The sequence below is a fragment of the Chryseobacterium luteum genome, from assembly GCF_000737785.1.
Taxonomy (GTDB): domain Bacteria; phylum Bacteroidota; class Bacteroidia; order Flavobacteriales; family Weeksellaceae; genus Chryseobacterium; species Chryseobacterium luteum.
This window is the reverse complement of the sequence record NZ_JPRO01000001.1, coordinates 261,845-279,743: the sequence shown is the minus strand read 5'-3', so window position 1 is coordinate 279,743 and position 17,899 is coordinate 261,845. Positions and strand designations below refer to the sequence as shown.

Sequence of the window (17,899 nt, the reverse complement as noted above, 5' to 3'; positions counted from 1 at the left end):
TTATTTGTTGAGGTTTTCAGTTTCAGCTGATGACTTTTGATACAGGACATCCGGAAAATTTTAATGATGTTCACAGGCATAATTTCTTTGAGATCATCTGGTTCAGCCATGTCAGTGGAAATAGCAGTTTAGAACTGATTTTGAAAGTCACTCCCTTAAAAATAACCAGATTTGTATCATTGCACCCGGACAGAAATTCACTGTGGTTATTTGCTAATGAATGGCAGGGCTGCTTGACAAAACATCTTTCTTAGCCGAAAAAGAATAAAAAAATCGGAAGTAGTGTCTTCCGATGAGTGCCCGTTAAAAAGGCTGTTCTTCACAAATGTTTGGTGGAACACATCCGCCACCGCCGCCGCCCGGATTTCCGCCTCCTGCCGAAACGCATCTTCCGGGATTTCCATCATCATCCATTTCACAAGCTCTCCCGAAAGCACATTCACAGTCTGTCCAGCAGTACGCAGAATCACCGTTCGTGTGGCATCCGTTTACTCCGGAACCAAGAATGGTTGACAGGTCCTTTCTCAAAAGTTTTTTCATTTTTCTCATAATAAATTGATTTTAAAGTTAAAAGTCTGGTATTTACGTAAATATAATAAAAAAAAGATTCATTTCACTGTCCGGAGAAGATCTTAGGAAAAGCTCAGACTAAAAATCATTAATAATGCATTTGCTTAATAAAGTCAATAGATCAACTGTTTTTCCTTCGATGCCTAAGATTTGCAGAATTGAATTAAGCTTTGCATGAAAAAAATCTATAAACTTTTTTTTACAAAAAAACCGCTGCTTTCACAACGGTTTAATTATTATTTACTGAAATTTAGCTGCAAAGGAAGGTTGACCACAGATAATACAGGTCGCCCGTTCGATTCTGCAGGTTTCCATTTTCCCTTATCCTTGATCCGGTAAAAAGCCGCTTCTATAAATGCATTTACATTTTCATTGTTGCCCTTTACTTTCACATTGTATACATTTCCTTTAGAGTCTAAAGTGAACTTTAAATTTATTTTATAAGGATTGACTGCAAAATTTAGAAAAGTAAGATCCGTCGCATCATTCAAAAGCTTTTGAAAAGCCGCCTTTCCGGTTTCATATTCAGCTTCCTTCGCAATCTTAGGAGCCATAGGAGGCGGAACATCCTTTACCATTTTCTTTTCCTCTTCAGAAATTTTCTCTAAAGCATTTTTATAGGCCGATATTTTTTCCTCTGTAAGAAGCCATTCCTGCTTGGTCCTTTCATCATTAGGCTTCGGATATTTCTTGTATAAAGATTTCATTTTTCTTTCATACCGTGAATCTGCCTTCTGAAATTCAGATACCTGGGCACTGCTGAAAACAAAAAACAGCAAGAATGCCAATGCTGAAAGTTTTTTCATAGGTATTAAGCTTTTACAATATTAATGATCACTTCAGTCGCTTTTTCCATACTTTCCAGGGCTACATATTCGTAAGGCCCGTGGAAGTTCATCCCTCCTGCGAAAATATTCGGACATGGAAGTCCCATATAAGATAACTGAGCTCCGTCTGTTCCTCCTCTGATCGCTTTGATCTTAGGTTCAATACCGGCTTCTTTCATGGCTTTTGCAGCAAGGTCTATGATGTGCATTTTTCCTTCAAACTGCTGCTTCATGTTTCTGTACTGTTCTTTAATCTCCACTTCAGCGGTTCCTTCACCATATTTCTGATTGAATTCAGAAACTTTTTCCTCCATGAATTTTTTTCGGGCTTCATACTTTTCTTCATCATGATCACGAATGATGTATTGAAGCTTAGCCTCAGAAATGTCAGCCGTAATATCCATTAAATGATAAAACCCGTCAAAGCCTTTAGTGGTAGCCGGAGTTTCATCCGCTGGAAGCATCTGTATAAATTCAGCTGCTAAAAGTCCTGCATTAACCATTTTTCCGTAAGCATAACCTGGGTGAACGCTCAATCCGTGGATCTTTACCACAGCTCCCGCAGCATTGAAGTTTTCATACTCCAGTTCTCCCACTTCACTGCCATCCATTGTATATGCCCATTCTGCCCCGAATTTTGCTACATCAAATTTATGTGCGCCTCTTCCGATCTCTTCATCGGGAGTAAAGCCTACCGCAATTCTTCCGTGCTTAATTTCCGGGTGGGCAATAAGGTATTCTGCAGCCGTCACAATTTCTGCACAGCCTGCCTTATCATCCGCTCCCAGAAGCGTATTTCCGTCAGTTGTGATCAGCGTTTGCCCGATATAGTTTTTTAAGCTTTCAAATTTTGAAGATGACAGTGTAAATCCTGTGGTCTGGTTCAGAACAAGATCACTTCCGTCATAGTTTTCCCAGATCTGTGGTTTTACATTTTCACCACTGAAATCCGGTGACGTGTCATAATGCGAGATAAAACCGATTGCAGGCCTGTCGTTATTCTCCAGGTTAGAAGGAACATAACCCATAATATAGCCGTTATCGTCAAGGGAAACATCTTCCAGGCCAATGGTCTTCAGTTCCTCGGCAATATATTTTGCAATGTCCCACTGCCGTGGAGTGGAAGGGGTTGTTTCGCTTTCTGCATCACTGGTTGAATATATCTTTACATAAGCGAGAAAACGGTTCAGTAATTTTTCTTTCCACAATGGGTTGAATTCTATTATACTCATCGATCATAAATTTCCAGCAAATATACAATGTAAATTTTTCAAATGTAAAATTTAGACCATCTTTCTGACCTCTTTCAAACCACAGGAATGTTTCATTTTTTCAATTCCGGAAAGTGATTTCGATAATTAAATAAAATGTTATAACTTGCATCAACTATGATGTCCAAACGTTGTAAATATGCTTTAAAAGCAATGGTCAGATTGGCAAGAAACTACAATCAGGGGTTTTTGTCAACAGCTATTATTGCAAGGGATGAGAATATTTCCAAAAAATTTTTAGAACAGATTCTTCTTGAGCTCAAAAGGGCCAGGTTGGTCAACAGCAGGCAGGGAACAGCAGGCGGTTATTATCTCCTGAAATCTCCTGACGATATTTCATTGGCAGATGTCTACCGTATTTTTGAAGGTCCCATTGCTTTAACTCCCTGTATTTCATTAAATTTCTATGAGGCTTGTGACGACTGTGTTGATGAGGCAACATGCTATCTTAGAAATGAGCTGATCATTGTGAGAGAAAAAACAAGGAAAAGCATGATGGAAGCTACCCTTACTTCCTTTATAAAAAATAGCTGAAATTTTTTTTAATTTTTATATCCCACTAGTTTGGTGGGATAAGTAGGGTTTGTATATATTTGCAGAAGTTAATTTCAATTTAAAATGGGAAATACTCTGGAAATAGAATTTAATAAACTACTTGAAAATGCCTCTACAGGTATTTTGAATGCTGATTTTTTGCCGGTTCTGGCGGAAAAATTTCCGGGAGAAGTGATATTTTCTACCAGCTTCAGCTATGAAGATCAGGTCGTGAATCATCTGATAAAAAATCTTGATATTGATGTTTTCACTCTCGATACGGGAAGACTTTTTGAACAGACCTATGAAACCTGGGCTTCATCCCTGGCTTTTTTCAAAAAGAACATCAAAGCTTATTACCCGGATCCGGAAGCCCTGCAGAAATTCGTCTCGGAAAACGGTCCGGATTCCTTTTATCAGTCCGTGGAAAAAAGAGAAGCGTGTTGTAATATCAGAAAGGTGCAGCCCCTGAAAAAGGCTCTTCAGGGATATAAAGTCTGGATAACAGGATTGCGTTCAGAACATTCCGCGGGCAGGGGACAGATGCCGCAACTGGAATGGGATCCGGATCATCAGGTCATTAAATTTCATCCGATTCTTCACTGGAACACACAGCAGGTCTCAGACTATGTTCTGGCCCATCAGCTGCCTTATAATTATCTCCATAAAAAAGGATTTGTAAGCATCGGATGCGAACCTTGCACAAGAGCGATTAAAGAAGGGGAAGATTTCAGGGCGGGCCGCTGGTGGTGGGAAAATGCAGATAAGAAAGAATGCGGTTTACATGTTCATCAATAAAAAATAAGCTATGTCATTATATCAGTTAAATTACTTAGATCAGTTAGAATCCGAGTCCATTTATATCCTTAGAGAGGTTGCGGGACAGTTTGAACGTCCTGCTTTACTGTTCAGTGGCGGAAAAGACAGTATTGTACTGGCTCATCTGGCGGCAAAAGCATTTCCTCACGGAAAGATCCCTTTTACATTCGTTCATATTGATACCGGGCATAATTTTCCGGAGGTTTTAAACTTCAGGGACCAGCTTGCAGCAGAAATGAATGTAGATCTGGTCGTACGGAAAGTGGAGGACACCATTCAAAAAAGAAAGCTCACGGAACCGAAAGGCAAGTTTCCAAGCCGTAACTGGCTGCAGACCTTTACACTGCTTGATGTAATTGAAGAATTTGAATTCGATGCATGCATCGGGGGAGCAAGGAGGGATGAAGAAAAAGCCCGCGCAAAAGAAAGAATATTTTCTGTAAGAGATGAATTCGGACAGTGGGATCCGAAGCTTCAGAGACCTGAGTTGTGGAATATTTTCAACGGAAAAATTCACAAAGGTGAAAATGTGAGAGTTTTCCCGATAAGCAACTGGACCGAACTTGATGTCTGGAACTATATCCGCAGAGAAAGTATAGAGCTGCCGTCCATTTACTTTTCGCACGAAAGAGAAGTGGTAGACCTGAATGGACAATGGATCGCTAATTCTGAGTTTGCCGTATTGGAAGAAAGTGACACCGTAACAACAAAACGGATCCGTTACCGCACAGTAGGCGATATGACCTGTACCGCCGCCGTAGAATCGGAAGCGGCAACCGTTGACAGGGTAATTGAAGAAATTGTAGCTACAAGAATTTCAGAAAGAGGCGAAACAAGGATTGATGACCGTGTTACAGAAGCAGCTATGGAAGACCGGAAAAAAGGAGGTTATTTTTAAATGGGTAATGAGCAATGAGTAATAAGCAATCAAGCCGTACGGAAAATACTCAATAGTAAATATATTACTCATTACCAATTACCCATTAATGATCATTTATAATTAAAAGCATGGATATATTAAGATTAATTACAGCGGGAAGCGTAGATGACGGAAAAAGCACCCTTATTGGAAGGCTGCTTTATGATAGTAAGAGTATTTTGCAGGATCAGCTGGAAGTACTTGAAAAACATTCCAAAAACAAAAATGAGGATGGAGTAGATCTGGCTCTTTTAACCGACGGTCTGCGTGCGGAAAGAGAACAGGGAATTACCATTGATGTTGCTTACCGTTATTTTTCCACCTCAAAAAGAAAATTTATCATCGCAGATGCTCCCGGGCACGTCCAGTACACCCGGAATATGATTACCGGAGCTTCTAATTCTGAACTGATGATCATTCTCATTGATGCCCGTAAAGGAGTCATTGAGCAGACCAGAAGACACTCCATTATTGCTTCGCTGCTGAAACTGAAAAAAGTAGCCGTTGCGATCAATAAAATGGATATGGTAGGTTATTCAGAAGAGATTTTTGAAAGTATAAAAGCAGATTATTCCAAAATTGCTGAAGGTTTGGGCCTGCATGACGTTACCTATTTCCCGATTTCTGCACTGAAAGGGGATAATATTGTTTCCTTATCTTCTGCTACAGACTGGTATAATGGAAGTTCCCTTCTTGACTATCTGGAAAAAGTTCAGCTTGATCAGGAACAGAACAATGGCAGCCGTTTTCAGGTGCAGTATGTTATCCGTCCACAAACCGAGGAATTACACGATTACCGGGGTTATGCCGGGCAAATCGTAAGCGGAAACTTTCAGAAAGGGGATAAAATAGCCATACTTCCGGCTGGCATAATTACTGAAATTAAAGCAATAGAAGTGAATGGTGCTGAGGTTCAGGAGGCTTTTGAAGGACAGCCTGTTGTCATTCAGATTAAAGATGATATTGATGTCAGCAGAGGAGATTTCTTTACCTCGGCAGAAGAACTTCCCAATGTTGAAAAAGAAGTTGAAGTAGTACTGTGCTGGCTTGATCATAAATCTCTGCAGCCTGGCAACAGGTATCTTTTGCAGCATCACAGCAGACAGTTAAAGGCGGTCGTTAAACATGTAGATTACAAGATCAACGTCAATACGCTGGAAAAAGAAGATAGACAAGAAGATATAAAGCTCAATGAAATTGCTAAAGTAACAATACGGACAGCACAGCCTTTGGTATTTGATGATTTTATAAACAATAAGAAAACAGGATCTGCTATTCTGGTAGATGAAACGTCCAATGCTACCGTTGCAGCCTGTATAATTCAATAGAAAATTGAAAGATCAGATTTCAGGCATTTTCTTATCCCAAATTCAGGTTCTGTTAAGAATATTCCTGAAAAAAAAGACCTATTCTAAGGTACTTTACTTGAGGTCAGGATGAAAAACCGATTAGTATAAAACGTCATATTTGATTTCCTGAATAGATTATCAGGAGATGCATATCAGTTATCGAAATTTTGTATTGAATATAAATATTTGAAAATCAAAATAATGTTAGATTTGTAGACCTCATCTGTAAACTTGTTTAGTTTTATTATATTTGAGAAAATCAAAAAGTAAAAATGTTTCTTACTGAATGTCCTAGAGATGCCATGCAGGGTTGGGGAGAATTTATTCCTACCGGCAAAAAAATAGATTATATCAACTCTCTGATGGAGGTTGGCTTCGATGTACTGGATTGTCTGAGTTTTGTTTCTCCCAAAGCAATTCCCCAGATGGCTGATTCTGATGAGGTTGCCGAAAATATCGACAAATCTTTATCCAATACAAAAGTTTCCGCCATCATCGCGAATTACAGAGGTGCCGAAAAAGCGCTCAAACACGGGAGTGTAGATATTTTAGGTTTTCCGTTCTCTATTTCGGAAACATTCCAGCACAGAAATACCAACAAAAACCAGGAAGAGGCTTTTAAGGAAGTTATCAGGATGCTTGAACTTGTTAAAAGAGAAGGCAAACAGCTGAATATCTATTTTTCTATGGCCTTCGGAAATCCTTATGGAGAAATGTGGAAATGGGAAGATGTGGACTTTTGGGCCAAAAGGTTTTCGGAGATAGGCATTAAAGATGTTCTGCTATCCGACACAACGGGCGTGGCAACTCCGGAAACGATTGCTCTTTTATTCGAAAAAATTCCGTCTAAATACCCTGAGATCAATTTCGGGGGACATTTTCACAACCGTTACGAAGATTCATATTCAAAACTGAAGGCAGCTTATGACCAGGGCTGCAGAAGATTTGACAGTGCAATCAAAGGAATCGGAGGATGTCCCATGGCAAAAGACGATCTCGTAGGAAATATGCCCACAGAACAGGTGATCAATTTTATGAGCGTAGAAAAAGCAGATCACAAATTAAATCTGCTGAATTTTGAAAGCTCATATAACAAGGCTAAGGATATTTTTCATTTTTAAGACGGAAAAACTTTTTGATCTTTACTGTATGGAATCATTATCCGTACCGGAAGCGGGTTCCTCCTCTTCATAATCGGGATTTTTCATGTCATTAAGCTCTTCTGAAGAATATTGGTGGAATTCTTCAAAATTTTTGATTGTTGCATCATAAACAATTGAGCTTTTCTGGTATTTAAATTTGAGAATAAGTCCGTCTTCCGGAGAGGCCTGTAATTCAGGAGAATTCATGAAAATTTTGCTGCCTTTTATAAAAGAATTGATAACAGGCAGATCTCCTTCATACCTTTTCTTTAAAAGAAGATCTCCGCTACTGGATATAATAAATAAAATGCTGCTGCTGGAATCTTCATTCTCTACCAGGAATGCAAGATCAGGCTTATTTTCTTCACTTTTTCCGGTAAAGTTTCCAAAAGCAAATACTTTTTTTGCCCTGTCTTTAATATTGGTGAGGTGAAATTTATCCGAATCGTTTTCCGGTTCATAAAAATCATTATTGATGAAGGTTTGAACTATTCCTTTTTTGTATTCATCAGGAATTTCACCATACTCACTCACTTTAAAAGTTATTGTTTTCAGGTACTCAAGATTCTCTATGGCGATGACTGGAGTCGTGTATTCGTCGGCTTGAACAGGTACCTCCTTTACAAAATACCGTTTCCAGTTATATAAAAATAATAATGAGATTAAGATAAATACTGTGATTACAGATATAATAATCCATTTTTTCTTTGATTTTTTGGGTAGTTCAGGGCTGGAATTCATTTTTGTATTTTTAAATGTCTAAATTTATATAAAAATAGTTCCCGGAAAAATAATTATTTTAAAATTCATTTAATTGTCCACTATGAAAATCAGCCCAATCACAAAGAATATTGAAATTTCGGAAGACCTTGTTATTTTAGACGCAAGAGCAGGTAAGGATGCAAGGCAGAACTACCTGGAAAAGCATATCAAGGGAGCAAGATTCATTGATCTGGATACGGATTTGGCCGAAATAGGCCAGGATGCAGCTTTTGGGGGAAGGCATCCGCTTCCTGATATTGCAAAATTTGCAGAAACACTTTCCGGACTTGGAATTTCTGAAAGTTCACATATCGTTGTTTATGATGACAAGAACGGAGCGAATGCAGCAGCAAGAGCCTGGTGGATGCTGAAGTCTTTCGGAATACAAAATGTACAGGTTTTAGACGGTGGAATTCAGGCTGCAGAGAAAAAAAATGCAGAGTTTTCATCAGGTGAGGAAACTTTTGAAAGATTTCCCATTATTAAAAAAGATAGCTGGCTTCTTCCCGTTAAAGGACTGGAAGATGTTGAAAATGAATTATTAAACCGTTTTTCAACCGTTGTTGACGTAAGAGATGCTTACCGTTATAAAGGTGAATCCGAGCCTATTGATCTGGTAGCCGGACATATTCCCGGAGCGATCAATATCCCTTTTTCGGAAAACCTGGACGAGAACGGAGACTTCCTGGAACCGGAAGTTTTAAAAGAAAAATATACGGAACTTTTAAAAGATAAACCTCAGCATCTGATCATTCATTGCGGATCCGGTGTTACGGCCTGTCATACGATTTTAGCTTTGAACTATGCCGGTTTCCCGATCCCTGATCTTTATGTAGGTTCATGGAGCGAATGGAGCAGGAGAGAAGGAAAAGAGATCGCAAAAGATATTTGATGAATTTTTTAAACCATTAAGAGCAGTCTAGGTTTTAAGTTTAATTAAGTAAATCTTTGATTCTTAGGATGAAATTATCCTTAATGTTCTTAATAACTTATTTAATCTTAATGATTTAATTGAAAAAATAAAAGGCTGCCAATCCTGACAGCCTGATTTATTGTAGTGGCAATTCTAAAGCATTCCTAATTCAAACTTCGCTTCTTCACTCATCATATCCTTGTTCCAGCTTGGTTCAAAGGTAAGTTCCAAATCTACGCTTTTCACACCTTCCACTTCACCTACCTTGTCTTTTACTTCCTGCGGCAGGCTTTCTGCAACCGGACAGTTCGGGGTAGTAAGGGTCATGATAATTTTTACATCGCCATCTTCGGAGATCTGTACATCATATATAAGGCCTAATTCGTAAATGTCTACCGGGATTTCCGGGTCGTATACGGATTTCAGGACCTTGATGATTTCCTCACCAATGTCAGCAATTTGATCGTCTGTAAATTTCATTTTTTAATCTAGATTGATATTCCTTTTCAACAAATCTTCCTGACGCATCCGCCGGAAAACATTTGCCAAAGTTAAGACATCTTTTTCACAATAGTCAACTATTCGCTGCAAGTCTTTTTCTATGTAGTAGATTGATGAAACCATTGAGCCGTCTATATCATCTTTGGGGGTAGGAATCCCGAAGACATGTGCCAGTAATTCCAGAGAAACAAAACTTTTATAATCCCCGAATTTCCAAAGTTCCATGGTGTCAATATGCGGAATTTCCCAGGGCTTTTTTCCAAACATCTGGAACGGAACCGGAGGCTGCATACCGTTGATAAGGTACCGCCTGGCAATCCATGGAAAATCAAATTCCTTTCCGTTGTGGGCGCACAGGACTACGTTATTCAGTCTCGGACTGTTAAAGATCTCTCCGAATTCCTGAAGAAGTTTTTTCTCTTCGTGACCTGAGAAGCTTTTAATTTTTAAGGTGTCATTCTTTTCAACCATTCCGATCGTAATGCAGATGATCTTTCCGAACTCCGCCATAATACCCGCACGGTCATAGAACTCCGCAGCGGAAACGTCTTCTTTTCTCTGAAATTTTGTTTTCTTTTCCCAAAGCTTCTGTTCGGTTTCGGATAGGTCTTCCCATGATGCTGATCCCGGAACGGTCTCAATATCAATAAATAAAACTTTTTCTAAAGGTATGTGTTGTATCATATGTGTTTGTGTTTTATCCTACCTGCATTCCGTTTTTTACGGGTAGTGAAGGGCTTAGAAGAGTGACCTCTTTTTTGTCTTCACCATAAACTCCCATGACAAGACATTCGCTGAAGAAACTGGCGATCTGTTTTCTGGGAAAGTTCACTACGGCCATCACCTGCTTTCCTATCAATTCTTCTTTTTGATAAAGGGACGTGATCTGTGCCGAAGACTTTTTTATTCCAAGATCCCCGAAATCAATTTCCAGTTGGTAAGAAGGGTTTCTTGCTTTCTCAAAATCGTTAACTGAAACTATCGTTCCGCACCGCATATCTATTTTTTCAAAGTCTGCCCAGGATATTTCGGGTTTTATGGTCATGGTAATGAATTGATTAAATATTCTACTTCTGTTTTCTCTGCCTGGTATTTTTTCTGAAGTCCGGATCCTTCGCCCATCCGCCTGTAATATTCCAGTGCCTGGCCTCCAAAGAATTTTTTATAATGATCAGAGACTTCCGGGATCTGTGGAAAAACTTTATGAAAAAGCATCTCATAATAGGCCTGAAACTCCCGTTCATTTTTGTCTTCAATGATCTGGCCGGGGGCTTTTTGCCGTACATGAAGCATTTCATGGGCGATCATATTCAGAACAAGATTGAGATCAAAATCAAATAAATTCTTCGGAATCATAACGGTTTGAGGGCCGCCCAATATTCCTTCTGCTGTCAAAAGCATGGAAGTAGGCGAGAGTTCTTCCCGGAATCCAAAACCTGCCAAGTTTTCATGCTCCAGATCGAAAGAACGGATTAAAAACCTGGCGGCATCCAGGATCTGGCCGTGTTCTTTGTAAGCCTCAAGGTGTAAGTTGATCTGCTCGAAATTCATTCAAAATATGTTTTGAACAAATGTATTAAAATATTGAAAATTTTGGTAGTGTTTTGGTGTCAATTACAAAAGAAGCTGATAATTTGCAATACAAATAACAGACAGAAGAAATCTAATGTAGTATCGTTTTTGAGATTGTATTAATCGTTAGGATTAATTTTTATCAGAATCCAAAGTTCCATCGCCAGTTAATCGATCTATTCATTCCCCAGGTTCCTACTTCCACTCCTTTTTCATACTTAGAAAAAAAAGCCAGAAATAAGATTATTGCCGCTACTACTGCGAAAATATAGAGCTTCTTTTTTTCATAAATTATTATTTTGTATAATGCTGGAGAGATGTTGTTGTTAATTGTATTCAATACTGCAGTTCCGGAGCTTTGTGTTATAAAGTTGAATTTTACCTAGCTCCCCTGTTTCTGTATATCAAGTCCAAGTTGTTTTCTAAATTCAAGAGTTAATCTGTAATGTTCTTCAATTGGAACTTCTTTTTTTGATACTTTATTTATATCCTTACCTTGTTCTGTCCATAAATAAGGAAAAAAGTTAAAGACTTGGTCGTTTTTGAGTTTTGCCAGATCTCTTTTCCAATTTGTCCACCTGTAATCTTTGTAAAATTCATCAAGATTGTTGTTAAAGCAAAAATTCAAAAATTCAGTGTAAGTAATGTCAAGAGGTTCATATTCCAAATTATTAGGGGCCAAATAATAAACTTTTCCTAAGTCGCTACCAAGTCCACCTCCATTAAGGATAAAAATACCACCTATTGCATCGTCAGCGATTAAAAGATAAGGTGCCGGCTGTCCAAAATCCTTAAATCCTTTTCCTTTATTCCATTCTGGCAATGATCTGTTTAACTTGTCACTACCTGAGCCAAGAATTCTTATCCATCCATTGTCAACTAAAAGTCCACCTGTCATATATACAATTGCGCCCATTGGAGAACGGGTTGTAACTTGAGTTTTATATAAGGCATCATTTGCTTTGTTTGTGTCAACAGGCAAGATTTCCACTTTGTTTTTGGCAGAATCTATCCACTCTTTTACAAGAACCCAACCTGGGTCTGTATTGTTTATTAATTCATCAATAGAACGCATTTTTGTTTGTCCATAAGTTGCTGATGAAAATAAGGATAATATTATAATTGTCAAAAATTTTTTCATATTGTGAGGTCATCTAAAATTGCCACTAAATGCATAAATTTAGGTATTACGTTGATATACTTCGTGAATTTATGAAACTTTGATTAATGATATGGGATTTGAGACAATGGATTAAAAATATAAGGTTGTGAATTTTCGAACCTTGTAAAATCTCAAATACCACCATTAAAAAAGAGCCCAACTACAAGTCAGGCTCTTCATATAAAGAAAAAAAATTGGTTAAGGATGTTCGTTTCGGGCTCTAATCACGAGATTGACGAGATCTGAACCGCCACTCGCAAAGTTTTCACTTGGGTTGTGAGCACTTTGAGTAGCTACGGCGTAAGGAATTCCATCCCAGTATCCCCAGAACGGGCCGCCGCTTTGTCCCGGCCAGATATCGGCTTTATGGCTCATGCTTTCATTGTCATCGGCACTCCAGAAATCACCATCTAAGGCAATGTCTGTTTGATAAGTAGGTCTCTGTCCGCCTGTTAAGTCTCCTGGATAACCCGCATGAGTCCAATAAGGTTTCCCGTCCCATGCATCGGTGTAGGATTTTGCGCCCATCCAGCCTGTGCTGTTTCCGATAGGTCTATCCAAGACAATCACTACATAATCATATTGAATTTCCGTGGAATCGATGGTAGGTCCGGCTACTTTGTATTTGTAATAAGTTAATGTTCCCCATGCACTTCCGTATGGAGCACTTCCGTTATAATACATTGGTGTAAATTTTAACCAGCCAGTGCTGTTGTTAGGCTGCCAGTCTACAATATGGGCACAGGTGAGAAGATGTCTCGGACCGATCATCACCCCACTTCCTGAGCCTAATGCGCTTTCTACTTTCCCTACGCATCGCCACGGATACGCAGTAGAATTATATACTTTTCTCTGATCGGGACCGAATATAGTTTTTACCCCTTCCGCTGTTAAGAAAGATTCTCTGTCAATGAATTTTGGTTTACGGTCCTTTTTAGCTTCCAGTTTAGGCTGATACTCAAAGTCCGAATGAGTAGGGTAGAAGTGATCGGTTTCCAGGACTTTTCCTTCTGCTGCTTTTTCATTGGCGGGCATTCCGATCGATTTCATTCCTTTTGGGAAAGACCTTCCGTCAATAGTTTCCATGGCAGGTCCCTGGTTAGTCAGTTTTTCGTCACCTGTCAATTTTTCGGTTGATTTTGCTTTAACGGTTTTAAGTCTTGACACTTCTTCCGCTGTCATTGGTTTGTTGTTTTCAGTTTTAGACATGATTGTTGGTTTTTAAATCAGTTTTTTTCCTACTCTTTGGATGGCTTTTCGGATTCCGCCAGTGGTTTGATTTTTATGAGAATATTTTTTGAGAGAATTCTGTTGTAATACTTTCTGTCTGGTTGACCTGTGCGGCTCCCATCCCGGCCAATGCAATGGCAATCTGCTTATCGAGTGTTTTTCTGACAATATTGCCATTGGTCGCCCTTAATATTTTACAGAAGTGATAAGTGAAATAACCTCTTATCTGGCCACTCATATTTCCTTCCATGGATACCTGATTGTCTTTTGATGCGGCCCATAAAGTATGATTCATTCCGGCAACGGGAACCAATGCTTTAGTCATGGAGGCCGTTTTTTTAGAACTTCTTGACGACTGCATTTCACTTGCGTAGGTTATATAAAATTCATCTTCAAGCATAGGTGGGATGAATCGTGGTGCTTCATAAGAGAGCTCTAAATCCAATCCGAGATCCATTTTTCTGGTTCCTGTTCCTGAATGACAGCAGTCGAAAATAACTTCCAGATTAACACCTGCTTTCAGTTTGCTGAGAACAGCTTTGAAATCATCATCACGGATCACGCCGGCACTCGCATAGTCATGTGGGCAAATCGCTTCGTCCAGACCGTCTATTTCCAGATCCGCTCCTATATTGGCCACTCTGGTTCCGTGTCCGGAATAATAGAAGACGAGCGAGTCTCCTTTTACGCTGCTGTTTACCAGTGTTTTAAGGTAATTTAGTATATTGGCTCTTGTGGCATTCTGATTGGTGAGAATTTTAATCTTTGCCGGATCAAAGCCACAAATGACCAACGTGTTTGCCATATCCCTGGCATCGTTCACACAGCCGTTTAAGTCCGGTCCGCCGGATCCTATGGGTGCATAGTCATTGATTCCTACTACTAGTGCTTTTTTCATTTCTATTAGTTTTTAAAATTTCCCTACTCTGTTTCGGCTTTTCGGGTTCGGCCTTCATGAGTTATTTTTACAGGACAAAATTCCATTATTTAGAACAACCAAAACAGAGGGAAAGACCTGATTATGTGGTAGGTAAAACACCTTTTTTGAGATATTGGTCTTTTTGTTGTGTGATAATTCTATTTTTAAATGAGTTTTTTAACCACGGATTGCACAGATTGACACAGATGATTGCGTTGATGCTCCTAGATATTTGTTGGATAAAAATTCATCTTAACGCAAAGGTTTATTTTATGGATGCAGAGTTTTTAGGAGAGCAAAGAGGAGCGACGGAGCCACTGATGAAGCTGCCGGATATGATGCTCACTTAGTCGAATCAATTTTATTGATTTCCTTCTTTGCTCCTCTTATATTATACGGTATTAGAATTGATCTTTGCGTAAAAAAATGCTGTTTTTAGAACTGAATTCTTTTAAAAGTGACAACCAATGAAGGGAAAATGAAAAATCCGGTAAATTGTGAAAATCTACCGGATGAATGATTGAGTTATAAATGGTCTTAAGCTATGTTGATTTAAAAAGAAAAATCAGATTAGCATAAATCATGCTTTAAGGCAAAAAGGACAAGACCAACCCTGTTCTTTATTTCCAGTTTTGTGAAAACGGAATCCCTGTAGCCATCAATGGTTTTGGGACTGAGGAACATTTTATCAGCTATTTCTTTATAGGTAAGCTCACTACAGGCCCATTTTATAAATTCTTTTTCCCTGTCCTTTAATTCGGAAAGAAGGGATGCATTCTTGATGTCTTCCGATTTTACCTTCAACAGTTTCTGGGCAACAAAATCGGTATAAAAGCTGCCCTTATCAAATACAGTATCTATGGCCTGAAAAAGAATGGAGGGCTGCATATCTTTCAGCAGATATCCCTTCGCTCCGGCCTTCAGCATTTTAATGAGTACTTTTTCGTCATCTTCCATGGTGAGGGCGATCACTTTTATGTTCGGATGATTCCCGGAAAGCCATTCTGTAGTTTCTATACCGTTTTTATAAGGCATATTGATGTCCATAAGTACTACAGCGGGTAATTCCGACGCTTTTTCTATCGCTGCAATAAAATCTTCACCGTTGGGATGATTCATGATGACCCTGTACTGAGGGTTTTCCATGATCATGTTTTCCAATGCCTTAGACATCAGCGTATGATCGTCAACGATAGCTATGGGTATAGTTTTCATGTTAAATGTTTGTAATAGGTTATTGAGGTTTGTGTTCCTTGATCGAGTTCCGACTTTATGGAAAATTCTGCATGGATCAGTTTTGCTCTCAGTTGCATATTCTTCAGTCCCGAACCGTCTTGTATTTTGTTGGTATTAAATCCTTTTCCGTTATCTGAAATGTGGATTCGTAAAGTTTCATGGTCATCTTCCAACCGGATAGATACATTTTTGGCCCTGGAATGTTTTAAGATATTATTGATGCTTTCCTGGATGATCCGGAAGAGGATCAAGCCATGTTTGGGAGAAATATCAATATCCTGTTTCTGGGTGATGAATTCTATTTTTAATAATTTTAATTTCTGTATCCTTTTCACTTCTCTTTCAATGGATTCTGTCAATCCGAAATGAATAATCTGCTCGGTGATCAGTGTTTTGGATAAATTTCTTATATCCTGGATACATTCGCCCAAAAGTTCACTTAATTCGTTCAGCTCTTCTTTTTCTGCATTTTTCAGTTTGGAAATAAGCTGATTTTGCCTCAGGCGGACTACAGAGAGTTTCTGCCCCACATCATCATGCAGTTCCTGCCCGATGTAATTCAACGTTTGTTCCTTTATTTCCACCTGGGAGGTCGCCAGTTCTTTTTCAAACCGCATATCTTTTTCTTTCTGCTCGATCAGGAGCGTTGTTTTCTTTTTGATAAAGACCACATAGATGAAGATCATCGTCAGGACGACAATAAGTAAGGTAATCGTAAAGGTAATGACCAAATTATTTTCTTCCATACTTAAGAGGAAATTTATCTAATTCTGTCCTGTTTGTTTAAAAATATTCCTAATATAAGTATTCCGTTACTGATAAGATTAAGCATAAATAAAATGAAAAAGTAAATATGCTCTGAAACTGTTGTCCTGAAATATAGAATCGGAATACTGCCAATGAATAAGATCAGTAATGAGACCGAAATCCAGAATGGCAGATAATTGTTGAGTTCCAGTATTTTATCCGAATTAAAGGTCTGGTATAAAAATAAAATAATGGAAAACAGTAATAAAAGGATATCCGTATACAGCATGTTAAATGAAAAATGATGCAGGAGATCATCCTCTACATAAAACATCACCACAATATTGACCGCAAAAGCAACTAAAAGGATAAACTGCATTTTTTTTAGAAGCGGCCAGTACAGTAATTGAAAATAATACAGCAAATACAGGAAAAATACAATCATTAAAAAGCCAATTACGAAAAAAATTTCAGTAGACCGGTTCGTTGATTTGAAATAGAAATAGCAAAAAATATCAATCACGGAAAACAATACATATCCTACGATAAAAAATAGATTCTCTTTCCAGATTTTCCTGCATTTGATGAGCATTAAAGCCATTACCACAACGTATATGGCCATGGTTATTTGCTTCCCTGTTTCTATATTCCAGTTCATGGTTCTGGTTTTACTGCATACCTGCGGTGGACACTTTGGGTGGAGGAGCGAGGTTGGTCATATTCAGAACTTCCATTTCCCTTACATTCATGTTTTCATCTGTGGACCTCATGGCTTTGGACATTGTTCCTGTGTTATCTTTTTTCATATTCTGAGCAGTAGGAACTAAGAATATGGTTTGATAGCCGGCGTATTCCGGTTTTGCCATTTTGTTTTTAGGATGGTTCGCAGGATATTTTCCCATATAAATTCTGATTCCCGGGTTTTTCAGGTGTTGTTTTTTGGCGGTTTCTTTTACATAATTAAGATAACCTTCCATATCTTCTACAGAAAACCAATACCAGCGTGAATCGGGTTCTCCGTTTCTGTAGCTGGTAAGAATAGCATTGTTCGTTTTGGAATATTCATCATAAAGTATCCGGCCTTCGCGGTAGCTGATCAGTTTCTTTTTATAGCTGTCACTCACGGGCTCTTTAGGCGGCTCGGAGCAGCGCGTGCAGCTTAGCGTACAAAAACTTAAAATAAGCACGGCAAGAAGCGCGCTTAGATTCTTGAATAAAAGAGGAGTTTTCATTTTTATGGTTTTTAATTTTATAAAACAAAATTAGGTAACTGGCCAACTCTATAAAAGGGGGAAAACACTGTTTTTGTGAATAATAAATTTACAACATTTTGTTTTGAATTTCAGGAAGATGTGAATTATTTATTGGATAATGCTTTTTTTCTAAAACAGAGATATTTTCTACACAGGTAAAGAGATTACCGTTA

General features: G+C 38.6%; 21 protein-coding genes. 6 read left to right on the top strand and 15 right to left on the bottom strand.

Annotated elements, in window-relative coordinates; all coding sequences use genetic code 11:
• Positions 1-303: 303 nt before the first annotated feature.
• The 3 genes from IX38_RS01250 to pepT all read right to left on the bottom strand — a co-directional run bounded on the left by IX38_RS01250 (position 304) and on the right by pepT (position 2,629).
• Positions 304-549 (bottom strand): hypothetical protein, encoded by a 246-nt coding sequence (locus tag IX38_RS01250; RefSeq protein WP_034701036.1) that lies wholly within the window; start codon positions 547-549, stop codon positions 304-306.
• 257 nt (positions 550-806) lie between these two features.
• A complete protein-coding gene (locus IX38_RS01245) occupies positions 807-1,376 on the bottom strand; it encodes an energy transducer TonB (RefSeq protein WP_034701035.1) in 570 nt (189 codons plus the stop codon).
• Between the two features lie 5 nt (positions 1,377-1,381).
• Positions 1,382-2,629 carry a peptidase T gene (gene pepT, locus IX38_RS01240; RefSeq protein ID WP_034701034.1) on the bottom strand — a complete coding sequence of 416 codons (1,248 nt, stop codon included), beginning with the start codon at positions 2,627-2,629 and terminating at the stop codon, positions 1,382-1,384.
• 156 nt (positions 2,630-2,785) lie between these two features.
• On the opposite strand from pepT, the gene IX38_RS01235 reads away from it, so the two are divergent.
• The 5 genes from IX38_RS01235 (at position 2,786) to IX38_RS01215 (ending at position 7,410) form a co-directional block, all read left to right on the top strand.
• A complete protein-coding gene (locus tag IX38_RS01235; protein WP_051884377.1) occupies positions 2,786-3,202 on the top strand; it encodes an RrF2 family transcriptional regulator in 417 nt (138 codons plus the stop codon).
• 84 nt (positions 3,203-3,286) lie between these two features.
• On the top strand, positions 3,287-4,000 hold the full coding sequence (locus IX38_RS01230; RefSeq protein WP_034701033.1) for a phosphoadenylyl-sulfate reductase: 714 nt from the start codon (positions 3,287-3,289) through the stop codon (positions 3,998-4,000).
• A gap of 10 nt (positions 4,001-4,010) precedes the next feature.
• On the top strand, positions 4,011-4,919 hold the full coding sequence (gene cysD / locus IX38_RS01225; RefSeq protein ID WP_034701032.1) for a sulfate adenylyltransferase subunit CysD: 909 nt from the start codon (positions 4,011-4,013) through the stop codon (positions 4,917-4,919).
• A 110-nt stretch (positions 4,920-5,029) separates the two neighbouring features.
• Positions 5,030-6,268: a sulfate adenylyltransferase subunit 1 gene (locus IX38_RS01220; RefSeq protein WP_034701031.1), complete on the top strand. Its 1,239-nt coding sequence runs from the start codon at positions 5,030-5,032 to the stop codon at positions 6,266-6,268.
• Between the two features lie 293 nt (positions 6,269-6,561).
• Complete coding sequence (locus tag IX38_RS01215; protein WP_034701030.1) at positions 6,562-7,410, top strand: hydroxymethylglutaryl-CoA lyase; 849 nt, start codon at positions 6,562-6,564, stop codon at positions 7,408-7,410.
• Positions 7,411-7,431: 21 nt separating this feature from the next.
• Here IX38_RS01215 and IX38_RS01210 read toward each other — a convergent pair whose 3' ends face one another.
• Positions 7,432-8,172, bottom strand: a complete 741-nt coding sequence (locus IX38_RS01210; protein ID WP_051884375.1) for a hypothetical protein — start codon at positions 8,170-8,172, stop codon at positions 7,432-7,434.
• An 82-nt stretch (positions 8,173-8,254) separates the two neighbouring features.
• On the opposite strand from IX38_RS01210, the gene IX38_RS01205 reads away from it, so the two are divergent.
• Positions 8,255-9,085, top strand: coding sequence for a sulfurtransferase (locus IX38_RS01205; RefSeq protein WP_034701029.1), 831 nt, complete (start codon positions 8,255-8,257; stop codon positions 9,083-9,085).
• A gap of 174 nt (positions 9,086-9,259) precedes the next feature.
• Here IX38_RS01205 and IX38_RS01200 read toward each other — a convergent pair whose 3' ends face one another.
• The 11 genes from IX38_RS01200 to IX38_RS01140 form a co-directional block, all read right to left on the bottom strand.
• Positions 9,260-9,586, bottom strand: a complete 327-nt coding sequence (locus tag IX38_RS01200; RefSeq protein WP_034701028.1) for an SUF system Fe-S cluster assembly protein — start codon at positions 9,584-9,586, stop codon at positions 9,260-9,262.
• 3 nt (positions 9,587-9,589) lie between these two features.
• The gene (locus IX38_RS01195) at positions 9,590-10,291 is read right to left on the bottom strand and encodes a 3'-5' exonuclease (protein WP_034701027.1); all 702 of its coding nucleotides are present in this window, start codon (positions 10,289-10,291) and stop codon (positions 9,590-9,592) included.
• Between the two features lie 13 nt (positions 10,292-10,304).
• The gene (locus IX38_RS01190; RefSeq protein WP_034701026.1) at positions 10,305-10,652 is read right to left on the bottom strand and encodes a tRNA-binding protein; all 348 of its coding nucleotides are present in this window, start codon (positions 10,650-10,652) and stop codon (positions 10,305-10,307) included.
• Positions 10,649-11,158, bottom strand: coding sequence for a hypothetical protein (locus IX38_RS01185; protein WP_034701025.1), 510 nt, complete (start codon positions 11,156-11,158; stop codon positions 10,649-10,651). Before IX38_RS01185 ends, IX38_RS01190 begins: the two co-directional genes overlap by 4 nt.
• Before the next feature lie 403 nt (positions 11,159-11,561).
• Positions 11,562-12,320, bottom strand: coding sequence for a DUF2625 domain-containing protein (locus tag IX38_RS01175; protein WP_228377894.1), 759 nt, complete (start codon positions 12,318-12,320; stop codon positions 11,562-11,564).
• Between the two features lie 219 nt (positions 12,321-12,539).
• Positions 12,540-13,550 (bottom strand): trypsin-like serine peptidase, encoded by a 1,011-nt coding sequence (locus IX38_RS01170; protein WP_051884373.1) that lies wholly within the window; start codon positions 13,548-13,550, stop codon positions 12,540-12,542.
• Between the two features lie 73 nt (positions 13,551-13,623).
• Positions 13,624-14,469 (bottom strand): caspase family protein, encoded by an 846-nt coding sequence (locus IX38_RS01165; RefSeq protein ID WP_034701022.1) that lies wholly within the window; start codon positions 14,467-14,469, stop codon positions 13,624-13,626.
• A 591-nt stretch (positions 14,470-15,060) separates the two neighbouring features.
• The gene (locus IX38_RS01155; RefSeq protein WP_034701020.1) at positions 15,061-15,705 is read right to left on the bottom strand and encodes a response regulator transcription factor; all 645 of its coding nucleotides are present in this window, start codon (positions 15,703-15,705) and stop codon (positions 15,061-15,063) included.
• Complete coding sequence (locus IX38_RS01150) at positions 15,702-16,472, bottom strand: sensor histidine kinase (RefSeq protein WP_034701019.1); 771 nt, start codon at positions 16,470-16,472, stop codon at positions 15,702-15,704. Before IX38_RS01150 ends, IX38_RS01155 begins: the two co-directional genes overlap by 4 nt.
• A 14-nt stretch (positions 16,473-16,486) precedes the next feature.
• Positions 16,487-17,131, bottom strand: coding sequence for a hypothetical protein (locus IX38_RS01145; RefSeq protein WP_034701018.1), 645 nt, complete (start codon positions 17,129-17,131; stop codon positions 16,487-16,489).
• A gap of 10 nt (positions 17,132-17,141) precedes the next feature.
• Positions 17,142-17,705 carry a hypothetical protein gene (locus IX38_RS01140; protein WP_034701017.1) on the bottom strand — a complete coding sequence of 188 codons (564 nt, stop codon included), beginning with the start codon at positions 17,703-17,705 and terminating at the stop codon, positions 17,142-17,144.
• Between the last annotated feature and the right edge of the window lie 194 nt (positions 17,706-17,899).

Excerpts from the sequence above, each read along its gene's own strand:
- IX38_RS01250 (WP_034701036.1), bottom strand. The coding sequence starts at position 549 with ATGAGAAAAATGAAAAAACTTTTGAGAAAGGACCTGTCAACCATTCTT.
- IX38_RS01245 (WP_034701035.1), bottom strand. The coding sequence starts at position 1,376 with ATGAAAAAACTTTCAGCATTGGCATTCTTGCTGTTTTTTGTTTTCAGC.
- pepT (WP_034701034.1), bottom strand. The coding sequence starts at position 2,629 with ATGAGTATAATAGAATTCAACCCATTGTGGAAAGAAAAATTACTGAAC.
- IX38_RS01235 (WP_051884377.1), top strand. The coding sequence starts at position 2,786 with ATGATGTCCAAACGTTGTAAATATGCTTTAAAAGCAATGGTCAGATTG.
- IX38_RS01230 (WP_034701033.1), top strand. The coding sequence starts at position 3,287 with ATGGGAAATACTCTGGAAATAGAATTTAATAAACTACTTGAAAATGCC.
- cysD (WP_034701032.1), top strand. The coding sequence starts at position 4,011 with ATGTCATTATATCAGTTAAATTACTTAGATCAGTTAGAATCCGAGTCC.
- IX38_RS01220 (WP_034701031.1), top strand. The coding sequence starts at position 5,030 with ATGGATATATTAAGATTAATTACAGCGGGAAGCGTAGATGACGGAAAA.
- IX38_RS01215 (WP_034701030.1), top strand. The coding sequence starts at position 6,562 with ATGTTTCTTACTGAATGTCCTAGAGATGCCATGCAGGGTTGGGGAGAA.
- IX38_RS01210 (WP_051884375.1), bottom strand. The coding sequence starts at position 8,172 with ATGAATTCCAGCCCTGAACTACCCAAAAAATCAAAGAAAAAATGGATT.
- IX38_RS01205 (WP_034701029.1), top strand. The coding sequence starts at position 8,255 with ATGAAAATCAGCCCAATCACAAAGAATATTGAAATTTCGGAAGACCTT.
- IX38_RS01200 (WP_034701028.1), bottom strand. The coding sequence starts at position 9,586 with ATGAAATTTACAGACGATCAAATTGCTGACATTGGTGAGGAAATCATC.
- IX38_RS01195 (WP_034701027.1), bottom strand. The coding sequence starts at position 10,291 with ATGATACAACACATACCTTTAGAAAAAGTTTTATTTATTGATATTGAG.
- IX38_RS01190 (WP_034701026.1), bottom strand. The coding sequence starts at position 10,652 with ATGACCATAAAACCCGAAATATCCTGGGCAGACTTTGAAAAAATAGAT.
- IX38_RS01185 (WP_034701025.1), bottom strand. The coding sequence starts at position 11,158 with ATGAATTTCGAGCAGATCAACTTACACCTTGAGGCTTACAAAGAACAC.
- IX38_RS01175 (WP_228377894.1), bottom strand. The coding sequence starts at position 12,320 with ATGAAAAAATTTTTGACAATTATAATATTATCCTTATTTTCATCAGCA.
- IX38_RS01170 (WP_051884373.1), bottom strand. The coding sequence starts at position 13,550 with ATGTCTAAAACTGAAAACAACAAACCAATGACAGCGGAAGAAGTGTCA.
- IX38_RS01165 (WP_034701022.1), bottom strand. The coding sequence starts at position 14,469 with ATGAAAAAAGCACTAGTAGTAGGAATCAATGACTATGCACCCATAGGA.
- IX38_RS01155 (WP_034701020.1), bottom strand. The coding sequence starts at position 15,705 with ATGAAAACTATACCCATAGCTATCGTTGACGATCATACGCTGATGTCT.
- IX38_RS01150 (WP_034701019.1), bottom strand. The coding sequence starts at position 16,472 with ATGGAAGAAAATAATTTGGTCATTACCTTTACGATTACCTTACTTATT.
- IX38_RS01145 (WP_034701018.1), bottom strand. The coding sequence starts at position 17,131 with ATGAACTGGAATATAGAAACAGGGAAGCAAATAACCATGGCCATATAC.
- IX38_RS01140 (WP_034701017.1), bottom strand. The coding sequence starts at position 17,705 with ATGAAAACTCCTCTTTTATTCAAGAATCTAAGCGCGCTTCTTGCCGTG.